This is a genomic window from Jeotgalicoccus sp. S0W5, assembly GCF_011634875.1.
Taxonomy (GTDB): Bacteria; Bacillota; Bacilli; order Staphylococcales; family Salinicoccaceae; genus Jeotgalicoccus; species Jeotgalicoccus marinus.
The window spans coordinates 326,640-341,060 of record NZ_SIRQ01000003.1; the positions used below are offsets into that span (position 1 = coordinate 326,640).

The 14,421-nt window shown below is 35.4% G+C and carries 15 protein-coding genes; 12 read left to right on the plus strand and 3 right to left on the minus strand.

Features of this window, described 5'->3' with window-relative positions; all coding sequences use genetic code 11:
- Nucleotides 1-25: 25 nt before the first annotated feature.
- Nucleotides 26-769: a DUF1189 family protein gene (locus EYB29_RS03960; protein ID WP_166626646.1), complete on the minus strand. Its 744-nt coding sequence runs from the start codon at nt 767-769 to the stop codon at nt 26-28.
- Between the two features lie 130 nt (nt 770-899).
- Here EYB29_RS03960 and EYB29_RS03965 point away from each other — a divergent pair, with 130 nt between their 5' ends.
- The 11 genes from EYB29_RS03965 (at nt 900) to argH (ending at nt 13,084) form a co-directional block, all read left to right on the plus strand.
- Complete coding sequence (locus EYB29_RS03965; RefSeq protein WP_166626647.1) at nt 900-1,502, plus strand: superoxide dismutase; 603 nt, start codon at nt 900-902, stop codon at nt 1,500-1,502.
- A 108-nt stretch (nt 1,503-1,610) separates the two neighbouring features.
- A complete protein-coding gene (locus tag EYB29_RS03970) occupies nt 1,611-3,791 on the plus strand; it encodes a peptidoglycan D,D-transpeptidase FtsI family protein (protein ID WP_026866405.1) in 2,181 nt (726 codons plus the stop codon).
- Between the two features lie 126 nt (nt 3,792-3,917).
- Nucleotides 3,918-4,970, plus strand: a complete 1,053-nt coding sequence (locus tag EYB29_RS03975) for a phosphate ABC transporter substrate-binding protein PstS family protein (protein ID WP_026866404.1) — start codon at nt 3,918-3,920, stop codon at nt 4,968-4,970.
- A 73-nt stretch (nt 4,971-5,043) separates the two neighbouring features.
- Nucleotides 5,044-5,967 (plus strand): phosphate ABC transporter permease subunit PstC, encoded by a 924-nt coding sequence (gene pstC / locus EYB29_RS03980; RefSeq protein ID WP_026866403.1) that lies wholly within the window; start codon nt 5,044-5,046, stop codon nt 5,965-5,967.
- 1 nt (nt 5,968) lies between these two features.
- On the plus strand, nt 5,969-6,847 hold the full coding sequence (pstA, locus tag EYB29_RS03985) for a phosphate ABC transporter permease PstA (RefSeq protein ID WP_166626648.1): 879 nt from the start codon (nt 5,969-5,971) through the stop codon (nt 6,845-6,847).
- A gap of 20 nt (nt 6,848-6,867) precedes the next feature.
- Nucleotides 6,868-7,710 (plus strand): phosphate ABC transporter ATP-binding protein PstB, encoded by an 843-nt coding sequence (pstB, locus tag EYB29_RS03990; RefSeq protein ID WP_026866401.1) that lies wholly within the window; start codon nt 6,868-6,870, stop codon nt 7,708-7,710.
- Nucleotides 7,711-7,713: 3 nt separating this feature from the next.
- Nucleotides 7,714-8,367 (plus strand): phosphate signaling complex protein PhoU, encoded by a 654-nt coding sequence (phoU, locus tag EYB29_RS03995; RefSeq protein ID WP_026866400.1) that lies wholly within the window; start codon nt 7,714-7,716, stop codon nt 8,365-8,367.
- 80 nt (nt 8,368-8,447) lie between these two features.
- Entirely contained in the window at nt 8,448-9,020 is a 573-nt protein-coding gene (locus EYB29_RS04000) for a 5-formyltetrahydrofolate cyclo-ligase (protein ID WP_026866399.1), read from the plus strand.
- Entirely contained in the window at nt 9,010-10,419 is a 1,410-nt protein-coding gene (locus EYB29_RS04005) for a rhomboid family intramembrane serine protease (protein WP_026866398.1), read from the plus strand. Before EYB29_RS04000 ends, EYB29_RS04005 begins: the two co-directional genes overlap by 11 nt.
- A gap of 87 nt (nt 10,420-10,506) precedes the next feature.
- Nucleotides 10,507-11,715 carry an argininosuccinate synthase gene (locus tag EYB29_RS04010; RefSeq protein ID WP_166626649.1) on the plus strand — a complete coding sequence of 403 codons (1,209 nt, stop codon included), beginning with the start codon at nt 10,507-10,509 and terminating at the stop codon, nt 11,713-11,715.
- Nucleotides 11,708-13,084 (plus strand): argininosuccinate lyase, encoded by a 1,377-nt coding sequence (gene argH / locus EYB29_RS04015; protein ID WP_166626650.1) that lies wholly within the window; start codon nt 11,708-11,710, stop codon nt 13,082-13,084. The genes EYB29_RS04010 and argH overlap by 8 nt, the downstream gene beginning before the upstream one ends.
- Before the next feature lie 41 nt (nt 13,085-13,125).
- Here the strand turns inward: argH and EYB29_RS04020 are convergent, their stop codons facing one another.
- On the minus strand, nt 13,126-13,365 hold the full coding sequence (locus EYB29_RS04020) for a DUF2759 domain-containing protein (RefSeq protein WP_026866395.1): 240 nt from the start codon (nt 13,363-13,365) through the stop codon (nt 13,126-13,128).
- Between the two features lie 97 nt (nt 13,366-13,462).
- On the opposite strand from EYB29_RS04020, the gene EYB29_RS04025 reads away from it, so the two are divergent.
- A complete protein-coding gene (locus EYB29_RS04025) occupies nt 13,463-14,074 on the plus strand; it encodes an MBL fold metallo-hydrolase (protein WP_026866394.1) in 612 nt (203 codons plus the stop codon).
- Nucleotides 14,075-14,118: 44 nt separating this feature from the next.
- Here the strand turns inward: EYB29_RS04025 and EYB29_RS04030 are convergent, their stop codons facing one another.
- Nucleotides 14,119-14,367 (minus strand): DUF2626 family protein, encoded by a 249-nt coding sequence (locus EYB29_RS04030; RefSeq protein ID WP_026866393.1) that lies wholly within the window; start codon nt 14,365-14,367, stop codon nt 14,119-14,121.
- Nucleotides 14,368-14,421: the final 54 nt, after the last annotated feature.

Genomic DNA, 14,421 nt, shown 5'->3' on the forward strand with positions numbered 1-14,421 from the left:
ATCTGTGGAATGTAACCTTGAAGCCTTAGCTTTGTGTTTTATTTTTCACAGGTAGCTTTTTATAATAATACACGAAAGGAATTAAAGCAAGAATAAATATCTGCCAGAGAAACAAACCTGTGGTCGTTTGGATAATGCCAATAATTAAAGCGGGTATTAAAATTGCATATGAGCCGATTTTAAACCAGTTCATATAGTCTGTCTTTTTATTACCGAGCTTGGCTAATCCACTAAATATAAATGATAGTATCAACATTAATGTAAAGACAAAGAAATATATTACAATGACATATATTGTAACATACATAATAATGTAGAAATACAAACTAGACATCTGAGTCGTGATAAAATGTTCTAAACTTTCCTTATCATTTATATCACCGATTAAACTATAGGAAAACGTCCCATTTTGAAAATCAGCAATATATAAACCATCAGATAAAAACCCAATGAGCACATCATCACTAATTTCTTCAACATTATCCTGACTGATTTGTTCAGTAAATAGTACTGAGTCACCGTTTAAGTTAATTATTTTGTCAACGCCGTGGTACTGCCCATTTTCTATGGTAAAGTCAGGAATTTCATTTTGAATTTCATCCAGCTCACCAAAGGTATTAGCAGTCAAAAACATAGAACTTATGTAGGGTAAAGAAATTAAAATAGATACTAAAAGTATGTTTAAAAGCAAGTATCTAAAGGGTAGAGTTCTAAAGAGTGGGTACTTTTTAAACGTTAGTAAACGTTTAAGAAACTCAAAATATTTCATGTTATCATCCTTAATATTATTTAATAGGACTAAGGTCTTATTTTATTTTGATTTAAGCAATCTAATTGTTATTCTAACATCAAATTGCTATATTTAGGATGTAAACAATTTTGAAGGGAGATTTTTATTTATGGCTTTTGAATTACCAGAATTACCATATGCTTATGATGCATTAGAACCAACTATTGACAAAGAAACAATGGAGATTCACCATTCTAAGCACCATAACACTTATGTAACAAAATTAAACGATGCAGTTAAAGGTACTGATCTTGAGTCTAAATCTATCGAAGAAATTGTTAAAAACTTAAACTCTGTACCAGAAGACATCAAGACTGCTGTTCGTAACAATGGTGGAGGACACTACAACCACTCATTATTCTGGGAATTATTATCTCCAGAACAAAAAGAATTAAGTGGTGAACTTAAAGATGCAATTGAATCAGCATTTGGTTCAGTTGACAAATTTAAAGAAGAATTTGAAGCTGCTGCAGCTGGGCGCTTTGGATCAGGTTGGGCATGGCTAGTTGTTAACAATGGTTCATTAGAAATCGTTACAACACCTAACCAAGATAACCCACTTACAGAAGGTAAAACACCTGTATTTGGTGTAGACGTTTGGGAACACGCTTATTACCTTAAATATCAAAACAAACGCCCTGAATATTTAAGTGCAATTTGGAACGTAGTTAACTGGGACAAAGTTAACGAACTTTACCAAGCAGCTAAATAATATTTTATAGTTTAAAGACGAGGATTTTTCCTCGTCTTTTTTTTATTTAACGGATATACTTAAAAATATGTTAAAATGATGTGGACTTTATTAAAGGGTTTGATTTGTGTGAAACGTGCAAAAATAAAAAGCTTAGATGCTATAAATAAACAAGTGCTTCGAGCAAGAATTAACATCTTGATGTTAGTAATTTTTGGTTTATTTCTAATCATCATTATTAGACTTGGATACTTACAAATTGTCTTAGGTGATACATATCAAGAACAAGTTGAAAATGCGCAATATGTAGAAATCAATCAGAGTGTTCCACGAGGAGAAATATACGATAGAAATGGTAACTTACTCGTTGGAAACTCGGCTGAACAAGCAATCTATTTCACAAGGCATAGAAACATGTCTAATTTTGAAATTATGGATGTAGCTGAAGAGTTAAGTTCATACCTAACGATGGATACGAGTAGCTTATCTCTTAGAGATAAACAAGACTTTATTATAAATAATTATCCAAATGAGCTCGAACAAGTGATGTCTGAACAGGTCGCTTTACTAGAAAATGGTGGTATTTCTCAGAATGAATTCAATGAAGAAGCATATGAAATGATTGATGAAGAATTTGCTGATTCTGTCTTAAGAGAAGAAGATTTAAATATTATAGCAATCTATGTTGAAATGGCATCAGCAAGCGAACTCAATCCTGTCATCGTAAAAAGTGAAGATGTGACGGAAGAAGAATTTGCTTCTATTAATGAAGACTTAGATCAACTCACCGGGATAACAACAGGCTTAGATTGGGAAAGAACATATCCGTATGATGACTCTCTCAGAACGATACTAGGAGAAGTATCAACAAATGAAGAAGGGTTGCCAAGAGAGCTCGTTGAATACTATCAGGCACTTGGTTACTCGAGAAATGATAGGGTCGGTAAGTCTTATTTAGAATTCCAATATGAGGATGTACTTCGCGGCAAGAAACCTCAAGTGAAATACACTACAGATAAATCCGGTCGGATAATCGGTGAAGAAACTATAGAAGAGGGTAAAGCTGGAGACGATCTTTATCTCACAATCGATATAGAACTTCAAAAGGAACTTGAGGAGATTGCAGAACACCACTTAACTGGAATTCGAAATCTCGCTGAAGAAATTGTTGAAATGGATGAAACAAGAGGAGATCTCGATTATACAATTATTCCTGAATACATCGACACAGTTCAACTAGTCGTACAAGATCCAAATAATGGTGATATTTTAGCGATGGTCGGTAAGACTATCAATGAAGATGGAGATATTGTCGATTACGATTATGGCACCTTAACAGCGACCTATGTACCAGGTTCTTCTATTAAAGGGGCAACAGTTGCGACTGGCTATCAAGAGGATGTTTTTGAAGTAGGCGAAGTCGTTATCGATGAACCACTCTATATTTCGAGTGACCAACCGAGAGCTTCATTCTTTAATCCAGATGGTAGAGAACCTGTAGATGATCAAAGGGCATTAATGGTATCATCCAATACTTATATGTTTAAGGTAGCACTTGGTTTACTAGGTCTAGATTATTCACAGAATATGGCATTACCTACAGATATCGATCAAGCAGGCTATGATTTAAGAAATGGTCTCAATCAGTTTGGTCTAGGTATTTCAACAGGTATAGACCTACCGAATGAAGCGACAGGTCTTTCACCACAGCTTAACGCAACAAATCTTTTAAACTTAGCAATTGGCCAATATGACACATATACTGCACTACAGTTATCTCAGTACATGTCTACATTTGCAAATGATGGCAAACGTGTCCAGCAACACTTAGCTAAAGAAGTCAGAGGTTCAAATGCAAATGATAAAGGACAAGTCATCCGTTCATATGGCACTAACGTATTGAATACGATACCGATTACAAGTGAACAACTAAAACAAATTCAAGCAGGATTCTATGATGTGTTTAACACACATGACCAAGCAAGAGATATGTATGGAACAGGTTGGGATGCATATCACGAACTGGAACCTAAGGCCGCTGGTAAAACAGGAACGGCGGAAAGTTTTAGAGATGGTGATCCTGTCTTGAACCAAACTTACTTAGGCTATGCACCATATGATGATCCTGATATGGCATTCTCAATTATCTTCCCAACATTGCCAAGTACAGTACCATTCTTCCCTGCCCAATACATGGGACAGGATGTTGTTCAAAAATACTACGAGATCTACTATGGTCAAGATGAAGAACCACTTCATAATTACGATGCGTCAGAATTTTATCAAGAACTTGAATATGGCAGCTATTAATACCCGAATTTATTCGGGTATTTTTGTATTTACATAATCTTAACACTACATTTATTTTAGATTTACAATACTTCCTTAGAATATGAATGTAACAATAATTAATACTTAATTGGAGGAATTTTGGCGATGAAGAAGAATTTATTTCTTGCTGCGCTACTAATGAGCTTAATGTTCATTCTAGCTGCATGTTCTGGTTCTGGCTCTGAAGAAGACACTAGTACTGAAGAAGATACTGGTTCTGAAGAGACTACTGAAGAAGGGTCTGAAGACGAAAGTACTGAAGAAGGATCTGAAGATGAAAGTTCAGAAAGCGGATCATCTGCAGAAGTTACAGGTTCTGTAAACGAAGATGATGAGCAAATCGCTGGTGAAGGTTCTTCAACAGTATTCCCGATTCTAAACTTACTAGTTGAAGACTTCAATGCTGATCACGGTGTTGCTGTTGAACTAGGTGGTAACGGAACTGGATCTGGTTTCAGTGCATTAATCGACGGTTCTGCTCAATTCGCTAACGCATCACGTGGAATTGAACAAGAAGAAATCGATGCACTTGAAGAAGCAGGAATCGAGTACACTGAATTTTTAGTTGCAACTGATGGACTAACTGTTGCTGTCAATCCAGCTAACGACTTTGTAGAAGATTTAACTTTTGAAGAGCTACAAACAATCTACTCAGGTGAGGCTGAAAACTGGTCTGATGTTCGTGAAGACTTCCCTGAAGAACCTATCACTGCATACGGTCCTGACCAATCACACGGAACTCACGATTTCTTCAATGAAGAAGTTATGGAAGAAGAAGGTGTTCAAGGACAATTAATCCAAGACACTAACCAAGTTGTTTCTTCTGTAGTAGGAGATCAAAATGCAATTGGTTTCTTCGGATATAGCTTCTACCAAGCAAATGCTGATCAGCTTAAAGCTGTAAACATTGTTGGTCCAGACAGTGAAGAAGCTGTTGAACCATCATTTGAAAACGTAATGGACTTCTCTTATCCATTATCTCGTCCACTTTACGTTTACGCTAATAACTCAGCTTTAGAAGAGAATGAAACATTCCATACATTCATGGAATACACTCTTAAAAATTCACAATCAGCTGCAGAAGAAGTTGGATATGTACCTCTTGAAGACGACGCACTTGAAGAAGAACTTTCTAAACTTCCAAACTTAGAACAATAAGTAAAAATCTTATAACAATGGACGGGATGATTTGTATATCCCCGTCCATTTTTAAAGTAAAGAGAGGTTTAAGATGAGTAATAATAAAATTCGTGAACAAGTAGTAGAGAACACAAGAAATAAATCAAATACGTTTGAAAGAATTATTCCAATTATCTTATTAGTGATAACTTTAGTATCGATCGTGGCTACAATCGGTATTCTATATACATTAATTTCACAGTCTTTTGAATTCTTTTCAAGAGTACCGATAACTGAATTTCTCTTATCTACAACTTGGCAACCATACGTAGGAGATGGTGAGTGGGGAATTTGGGCACTCATAATGGGAACGATGAAAATTGTAGTAATTGCAGCAATTGTTGCAATTCCAATTGGACTAGGTGCCGCTATTTATTTAAGTGAATATGCATCTGATAAGGTTAGACGATTGATTAAACCAATCCTAGAAGTATTGGCAGGTATTCCTACAGTAGTTTATGGTTTCTTCGCTATTAACTTTGTTAACCCAATCCTTCAATCTATTTATGATGGTTTTGGTCTATATAATGCCGTATCTGCTGGTCTTGTTGTTGGTGTTATGATTATCCCTATGATTGCAAGTCTGAGTGAAGATGCGATGAGCTCTGTACCTGCCTCAATGAGAGAAGGTTCGTTAGGTATGGGAGCAACTCGATTAGAAACAGCGGTTAGAGTCGTTATTCCTGCAGCATTCTCTGGGATAATTGCATCATTTGTACTTGCAATTTCTCGTGCAATTGGTGAGACGATGATCGTATCGATTGCAGCAGGTTCAACACCTAATGCAAGCTTTGATGTAACAGAACCATTACAAACTATGACTGGTTTTATCGTACAGATTACTTCTGGTGATGCAGCATTCGGGACAAATCTATATTACAGCTTGTTCGCTGTAGGTATGGCATTGTTTGTCATGACATTAATTATGAACATAATTTCTTCATGGTTAACAAACAGATTCAAGGAGGAATACTAAAATGACATTGATTGATAAGGATATCATTGCCAACAAACGTTCTGGTAGACAAACCAGAAACTCAATTTTAAAGTGGTTGTTCTTCCTTTGTACTATGTTTGGACTCATGGTCCTCATTATGTTAATTGCAGACACAGTTGCTGATGGTTGGGATAGTCTAGATATGGAATTCCTAACAAACTTTAACTCAAGTAGAGCAGAAAGTGCTGGTTTCTATGGTGCGATTATTGGATCACTTTGGTTAATGGTTGTCACAGCCCCTGTCGCTATTGTGCTTTCAGTTGGTACAGCACTTTATCTAGAAGAATATGCACCGAAAAACAAATTTACTGAATTCATTAAAATTAATATTTCTAACCTTGCAGGTGTACCATCAGTTGTATTTGGTCTACTAGGTCTAGCGATGTTTGTTCGTGCTTTAGCACTAGGTAACTCAGTTTTAGCAGCGGGTCTAACTTTAGCACTAATGATTCTTCCTGTTATCGTTGTTGCTTCACAGGAAGCGATTAGAACAGTCCCAGCATCTGTTAGAGAAGCATCAATCGGTATGGGTGCAACGAAATGGCAAACAGTTTCTAAGATTATTTTACCTGCAGCAATACCTGGTATTATCACTGGGATTATCTTAGCCTTATCCCGTGCACTTGGTGAGACAGCACCTCTAGTTGTAATTGGTGTTCCAACTACTTTACTTGTCACACCGAGTAGTTTCTTAGATTCTTTCCAAGCTATGCCAATGCAAATATATAGCTGGGTTAAAATGCCTAATGAAGAATTTCAGTATATCGCAGCTGCAGGTATCATTATTATGTTAGTGGTTCTATTACTGATGAACTCAGCAGCTATTTTCATCCGTAATAAGTTTTCTAAAAGATATTAATTTTTAAAGGAGTTTTATATATGGCTGAACTTAAAAACGTTCAAGTTAACAAACAAGATACAGTAGACAATAAGGAAACTGAATCTAGCTCAATTATTCAAACAGACAAAAAAGTAGTATTCGAGGCGAAAAACTTCAACCTTTGGTATGGTGACAACCATGCCTTGCAGGATATCAACTTAACTTTCCATGAAAATGATATCAATGCAATCATCGGCCCATCAGGTTGTGGTAAATCTACTTTCGTTAAATCAATGAACCGTATGACAGAACTTGTACCTATTGTACGTACAGAAGGTAACATTGAATTTAGAGGAGACGATATCTTCAAAAGCGGTATGTCTGTTGAAGAATTAAGAACAAGAGTCGGAATGGTATTCCAAAAACCAAATCCATTCCCTAAATCAATCTATGATAATGTTGCATATGGACCGAGAGTTCACGGTATTAAGAAAAAATCTATTCTCGATGAAGTCGTTGAAAAATCATTACGTAGTGCGTCTATCTGGGATGAAGTTAAAGACCGTCTTAACGATAACGCTTATGGCTTATCTGGTGGTCAACAACAAAGAATTTGTATCGCTCGTACACTTGCAGTAGAACCTGAAGTTATCCTAATGGATGAGCCTACAAGTGCCCTTGACCCAATCTCAACAACTAAGATTGAAGACTTAATGCAAGAGCTTAAGAAAGACTACAGCATTATTATCGTTACTCATAATATGCAACAGGCTGCACGTGTGTCAGATAGAACTTCCTTCTTCTACCAAGGTTATGTTGTTGAATCAGATGATACTAATGTTATCTTTGAAAACCCTAATGACAAGCGTACAGAAGATTACGTATCAGGTAGATTCGGTTAATAGATGACAGTTTATCGTGAGAAGTTTCATGAAGATCTTACTTCTCTGATTGAAGAATGCATTACGCTTGGTAAAGCATGTCATAACAGATTATCTACGGCTGTAGAAATTCTTGTGACTGATAATATAGAAGAAGCTAGAAAACTGGTAAAAGCTGACTCAGAAATTAATCAGTTAGAATCAGCGATTAACGCCCATGCAATTAATTTAATTACCACTCAAGCACCTGTTGCTAGTGATTTACGTACCATTATTTCATGCATTAAAATTGCTGATGATCTTGAGAGAATAGGGGATAACATCAGTAATATTGCAGAAGTTAGAAAACGTATAAAAATTACTAATGAACGTACACTCTTAAGATTTAAAACCATGGAACGTTTAGCATCACTTATGTTAGAAGATGTTTATACAGCATTTAAAGAAAGTGATATGGATCTTATCCGTGAAATTATAGAACGTGATAAGGATATAGATGCTGTTTTCGTTCAGATTACAACTTCAGATATCTTTGAAGAGTCTGATGCATTCTTAACCGGTCAAATCCAGTTAACAGCTAAGTATTTAGAACGTATCGGCGATCATATAAAGAGCATTGCTGAACATATCTATTACACTGAAACAGGAACTCCCTTTGAAAAAGGGTCAAGAGAATAATATTCAACCTCCAGATATCTGGAGGTTTTTTCTATATTCATATAAACTAGTAATAAGAATATTGTGTGAGGAGAAGTGTTATGACAAAAAAAGAATTGCGTAAAGAAATGATTTCAATTTTAAAAAATCTACCAGCAGATAAGAAACTCGCTGCAACAAGAAATATTACAGAACGCGCTGTTGGTTTTATAAAAGAAAATAATTATCAAAGTGTTGGTATAGTGCTACCTATGTCTATTGAATATGATACATGGACTTTAATCGATAAGCTTTTAGAAGAAAATATTGAGGTGTATGCACCAAAGTGCAACTACGTAGATAAATCTATGAACTTTCATAGGTTAAACTCTAGAAATGAAGTAGAAAGTGATGAGAAGAATATTCCAATACCAGACCCTAATCAGCCTATTAATAATGATATAGATCTCCTAGTTGTACCAGGCTTAATATTTAGTACTAATGGCTATAGAATTGGCTATGGTGGTGGTTTTTATGATCGCTTCCTAAGCACTTTTAAGAATGATACAGTATCCCTTATCTTTTCAGAACAAATCGGCCAAACAATAGTAGATGATCATGATATTCCTGTCGATACGATCATTACTGATCAAGCACTATTTGATGTAAAGTCAGTGAGAGCCGATGAGAAATAAATGGCAGGCTGCCTATGAAGTAGCTAAATACACAAATTACGATTTCTTCCATCACGATACAAATCCAGAAATTATTTGGTTAAAGGATCAGAAGAAAAGAACTTTACTCTGTTTAGTGGATGTCGATTTGACAGATACTGAATTAGAAGATGTGACAGACAGTATTTTTAATTCTCAGGACCATCTTAACAAGCTGGCAGGTTTTACTATTAAGGCCATTAATGTCTACCATCTAACCGATAAGAAATTTACTAGAAAATTTAAATCTAAAACACTTAAGGTAAATCATAGAGCAATCAATAACTTAGAGAAGATTATATCAAATCCATTTTATAAGATTGACATTAAGTATAAAAAATCTAAGGATGATTCGTACTATCAAAAACGATTAACTTCTAGACATCCTTTTGAGAAATATATGATTAAATTTACGCCGATGACCTTACTTTTAGTCACTTTAAATACGCTAGTTTTCCTAATAAATATACTATTTATTCATTTATTTAATAGCAATGAATTAACGCATTTACTTGCTGTGATTCATTATGAAGTCACATCTGGTGAGTATTACAGGCTTTTATCGTCCTCATTCTTACATGTAGGTGTTAGCCATTTTCTTATGAATATTTTTGCACTATTCATATTAGGTAAATTTGTTGAAGGACTATATTCAGGCTGGCATTTACTCATCACCTATATTATTAGTGGTGTGATTGCGAGTATGTTCTCTTTAGGGTTTATTACTGAAGGTATATCACTCGGGGCAAGTGGGGCAGTATATGGATTACTAGGCGTAATTATTGTACATCTCTTAGTTAATCGAAAGATAAAGGCTAAATTAATTATGCAGATACTAGTGATTTTCGTGGTAGTTTCAGCACTATCTATGCTTACAGCAAATATAAATCATTTTGCACATGCAGCAGGATTAATCATCGGTGCCTTACTTGGTGTAATTTATAATATTAAAAAGACTGGTATAAAATATTCGGTTGGTGCGCTCGTAGTTATCATTTTATTCACTTTATATAGTCATTATGCAATGAATCAGCAAACTTCTATTCACCCGATGGATGATGAGGCAATGACGTATTATGAACAAGGTGAATATGAACGTGCCTTAGAAGTTGTTAATAATTCATTTAATAAAGAGGTGGAAACACCACTTACTTATTATATTCTTGGAGAACTGTATATCGAATCGGGTGACGAAGAAAAGGGGCAAAGCTTGATAGATCAGAGCTATGAGATGGATCCTTCCAATGAACTAACCGCTAAGGATAAGATAATCGCCTATAGAAAAAGACAGGATTACGATAGTATGAAAGAAGCACTAGATAAACTTGAGAAACCCATACAAGATGATGGACTTAAAATACTTGCTGAAGAAGTTAATTAATATTATGTATAAATATACTTGATTACGTAATTTTATAATGATATGCTATGAACTATCATATAAAAATAAACTTATGGAGTGATTGATATGTCCGAAAAGAAAGTTGTCTTAGCATATTCTGGTGGTTTAGATACTAGCGTAACGATTCAATGGTTTATTGACCAAGGATTTGACGTTGTAGCTGTTTGCCTTGATGTAGGTGAAGGTAAGGATCTTGAATTAATCCATGACAAAGCCTTAAAAATGGGGGCAAGTGAATGTCATATAGTCAATGCTCAACAGGAATTTGCAGAGGAATTTGTCAGTTATACAATATATGGAAACTCTATGTATGAAGAAAAATATCCTTTAGTGTCAGCGCTCAGTCGTCCGTTAATCTCTAAGAAACTTGTAGAAATTGCCCATGAAACTTCTGCAGATTTTGTTGCGCATGGTTGTACAGGTAAAGGTAACGACCAGGTGAGATTTGAAGTGGCAATAAAATCTTTAGATCCAACTATCAAGGTACTCGCACCGGTTAGAGAATGGACATGGTCACGAGAAGAGGAAATTGAGTATGCTAAAGCACATAACATACCGATTCCAATCGACCTAGACTCACCGTACTCAGTAGACCAAAATTTATGGGGACGCAGTAATGAGTGCGGTATATTGGAAAATCCTTGGGCAGCACCTCCAGAAGATGCTTATGATTTAACCGTTAATGTTAAGGATGCACCCGATGAAGTTGAAGAATTATTAATCACTTTTGAAGCAGGTTTACCAACTAAATTGAACGGTAAACAATATGACTTACACGAATTAATTCTTCAATTAAACGATGTTGCAGGCAAGCACGGTATTGGGCGTATTGATCACGTTGAAAATAGACTGGTTGGAATAAAGTCTAGAGAAATTTATGAAACACCCGCTGCTAAAGTGATTCTCACTGCAAAGCATGATTTAGAAACGATAACCCTAACTAAAGATATTGCGCACTTTAAACCAGTAATCGAACAAAAATATACTGAACAGGTATACAACGGACAATGGTTTACACCATTATCCGATTCTCTTAGAGCAATGCTAAAAGATATGCAAGCACCTGTGAATGGTGAAGTCCGTTTAGAGCTTTATAAGGGTAATGTTATTGTTAAAGGACGTCAGTCGAATAATAGTCTCTACAACGAAAAACTTGCAACCTATACAAAAGAAGATGCTTTTAACCAAGCTGCGTCAGTTGGGTTTATAGAAATCTTTGGTCTACCGGCAAAAGTAAAAGCAATGTTAGATCAGGGAGTGTCAGTGGATGACTAAAAAAGCTTGGGGTGGAAGATTTACTAACGATTCAATATCATGGGTGGATGACTTTAATGCATCCATCCATTTTGATAAAGTGCTGATCGAAGAAGATATTAAAGGCAGTATTGCTCATGGGGATATGCTAAAAACTAAAGGTATTCTAACAGAAGATGAATTTAAAAAAATTGAGGCAGGATTAAAAGAAATCCTTGAAGAATACCAAAAAGGGCAGATCACATTTTCAATTGAAAGAGAAGATATTCATATGAATATTGAAGCACTACTAATTGAAAAAATTGGTCCAATAGGCGGTAAACTACACACCGCACGTAGCAGAAACGATCAAGTCGCAACAGATATGCATTTATATGTAAAAAGAGAAGTAATAGATATTATCTCAACCATCGAGTATTTGCAAGGTACCATTGTCGAGTTAGCAGAGTCTAACATTGAAGTTCTTATGCCAGGTTATACACATCTCCAGAGGGCACAACCCATACTGTTTTCTCACCATATACTCGTGTATTTTTGGATGCTAGAAAGAGATAAAGCAAGATTTAAAGATGCCTTAAAACGTATTGATATCTCACCGTTAGGTGCAGGTGCAATTAGTGGGACAACATTTGACATAGACCGTCACCAAACTCAAAAAGCGCTCGACTTTAACGATATATATCACAACAGTATGGATGCAGTTAGTGACCGTGATTATATTGTTGAAACACTATCTAACATTTCATTAACGATGGTTCATTTATCAAGATTATCGGAGGAACTCATATTTTGGTCGACAGATGAAGCGAACTTCATTACTTTAAGTGATGCATTTACGACAGGCTCATCAATGATGCCTCAAAAGAAAAATCCAGATATGGCTGAATTGATTAGAGGTAAAAGTGGACGTACGAGTGGTTACTTAATGAGTATGTTAATGCTCTTAAAAGGTTTACCGTTAACATATAATAAAGATATGCAAGAAGATAAAGAAGGGTTATTTGATGCAGTGAAGACCATTAAGGGCGCGCTTAAAATAATGGATGGCATGTTAAGTACAATGTCCGTTAATAAAGATGTACTGGAGGAAGCTGTGTCTAATGATTTTTCAAATGCTACCGAACTAGCAGACTATTTAGTTGAAAAAGAGATTCCCTTTAGGGATGCACATGAAATTGTAGGGAAATTAGTCCTGACTTGTATTAACAGAGGAATTTACTTAAAAGATTTACCGTTTGAGGAATATAAGAAAGCGTCCTCAGTCATCGAGAACGATATTTATGATATTTTATCCGCAAAAGTCTCAGTTAATCGTCGTATATCTTATGGTTCAACTGGTACTGAAGCAGTTAAAGTGCAATTAAAACTTGCAAGAGAAAGAATCACATAAAAAAGCCGCTCCATTTTTTAAATGGAACGGCTTTTTTGAACTTAGTACCCTAAGTCAGGATAACCAAATGTAAATATAGTAGCTACTGTCCATAATCCAAAAACGACAAATGTAAGACCACTGAATCCAGCAGCTAAGAAGTTTTTAGCTTTCATTGAGTTTAAAAGACCAATGATACCAAATACTGCTACTAAGCCCATTAAGATTGCTAGCGCATTAATACCAATTCTTATTGTTACGCCACCAATTGTGAATAATTCTCCAGTATCGAAGAAAGGCATTGAATTGACCCCCTAATATTTCTCATTAAACAATCACTTAAGAATATTGTATAATTAATAAATAGATTTGTCGAGTATATTTTTGGAGGATGATTATATGAATATTACACGTTTACCTTTAGGTGATCTTGCAACGAACTGCTATATTTTAAGTGATAGCAAATCGTTGTTAGTTTTTGATCCATCAGCAGAACCTGAAGTAATTCTTAGTAAACTTAAAGACATCAACTTACCAGTCAGTGCAATTTTACTGACGCATACTCACTATGATCATTTTGGTGCTTTAGATGATGTGATTGAGTACAGTGGAGCAGATGTTTATATGTCTGATATAGAACGCACTTGGCTTACTGATATCGAAAAGAATGGTTCAGTACGTTATAAGTATCCAATTACTTCTAAAGCAGCACCTAAGTTACTGAATGAAGGCAAGCATTCTATTGCAGACTTTAATTTTGAAGTCATTCATACGCCAGGTCATTCACCAGGATCTCTGTCTTATAAATTCGATGACTTTATTGTATCTGGTGACGTTTTATTCAGAAATGGTGTAGGGCGTACAGATTTATTTGGTGGTTCTAATGATGATTTACAGTATTCTATTAAAGAGAAACTTTTCAAGCTCCATGAAGATACCACTGTCTATGCTGGACACAATGTACCGACAACAATCGGGGAAGAAAAACAAAATAATCCGTATGTAAGATAAGTCATTATAAAAAGGCAGGAACGAGATTTCGTTCCTGCCTTTTTTTAGTGCTGGTTTCCAAATGATGGTTCTAATAGGAATGTTGTATAGTATGTAAAGCCAACGAAGAATAAAATCAAGTACGCTGCAAAAATATACATATACATTCTTTCAGTTAATTTCATATAGCCAAGTAGAACGAACAAGCCAGTTTGTACGACAAAGAAAATAGTCATTGTGACCATGTCTCCAACGTAGAAAAGAATAGCAAACATTGCTGTCCAGAAGCCTAGCATTTTAAATACTTTATCCATGTGATACGTCCTCCCACCTGAATAATTTCACATATCATTAAATATAATTATAGA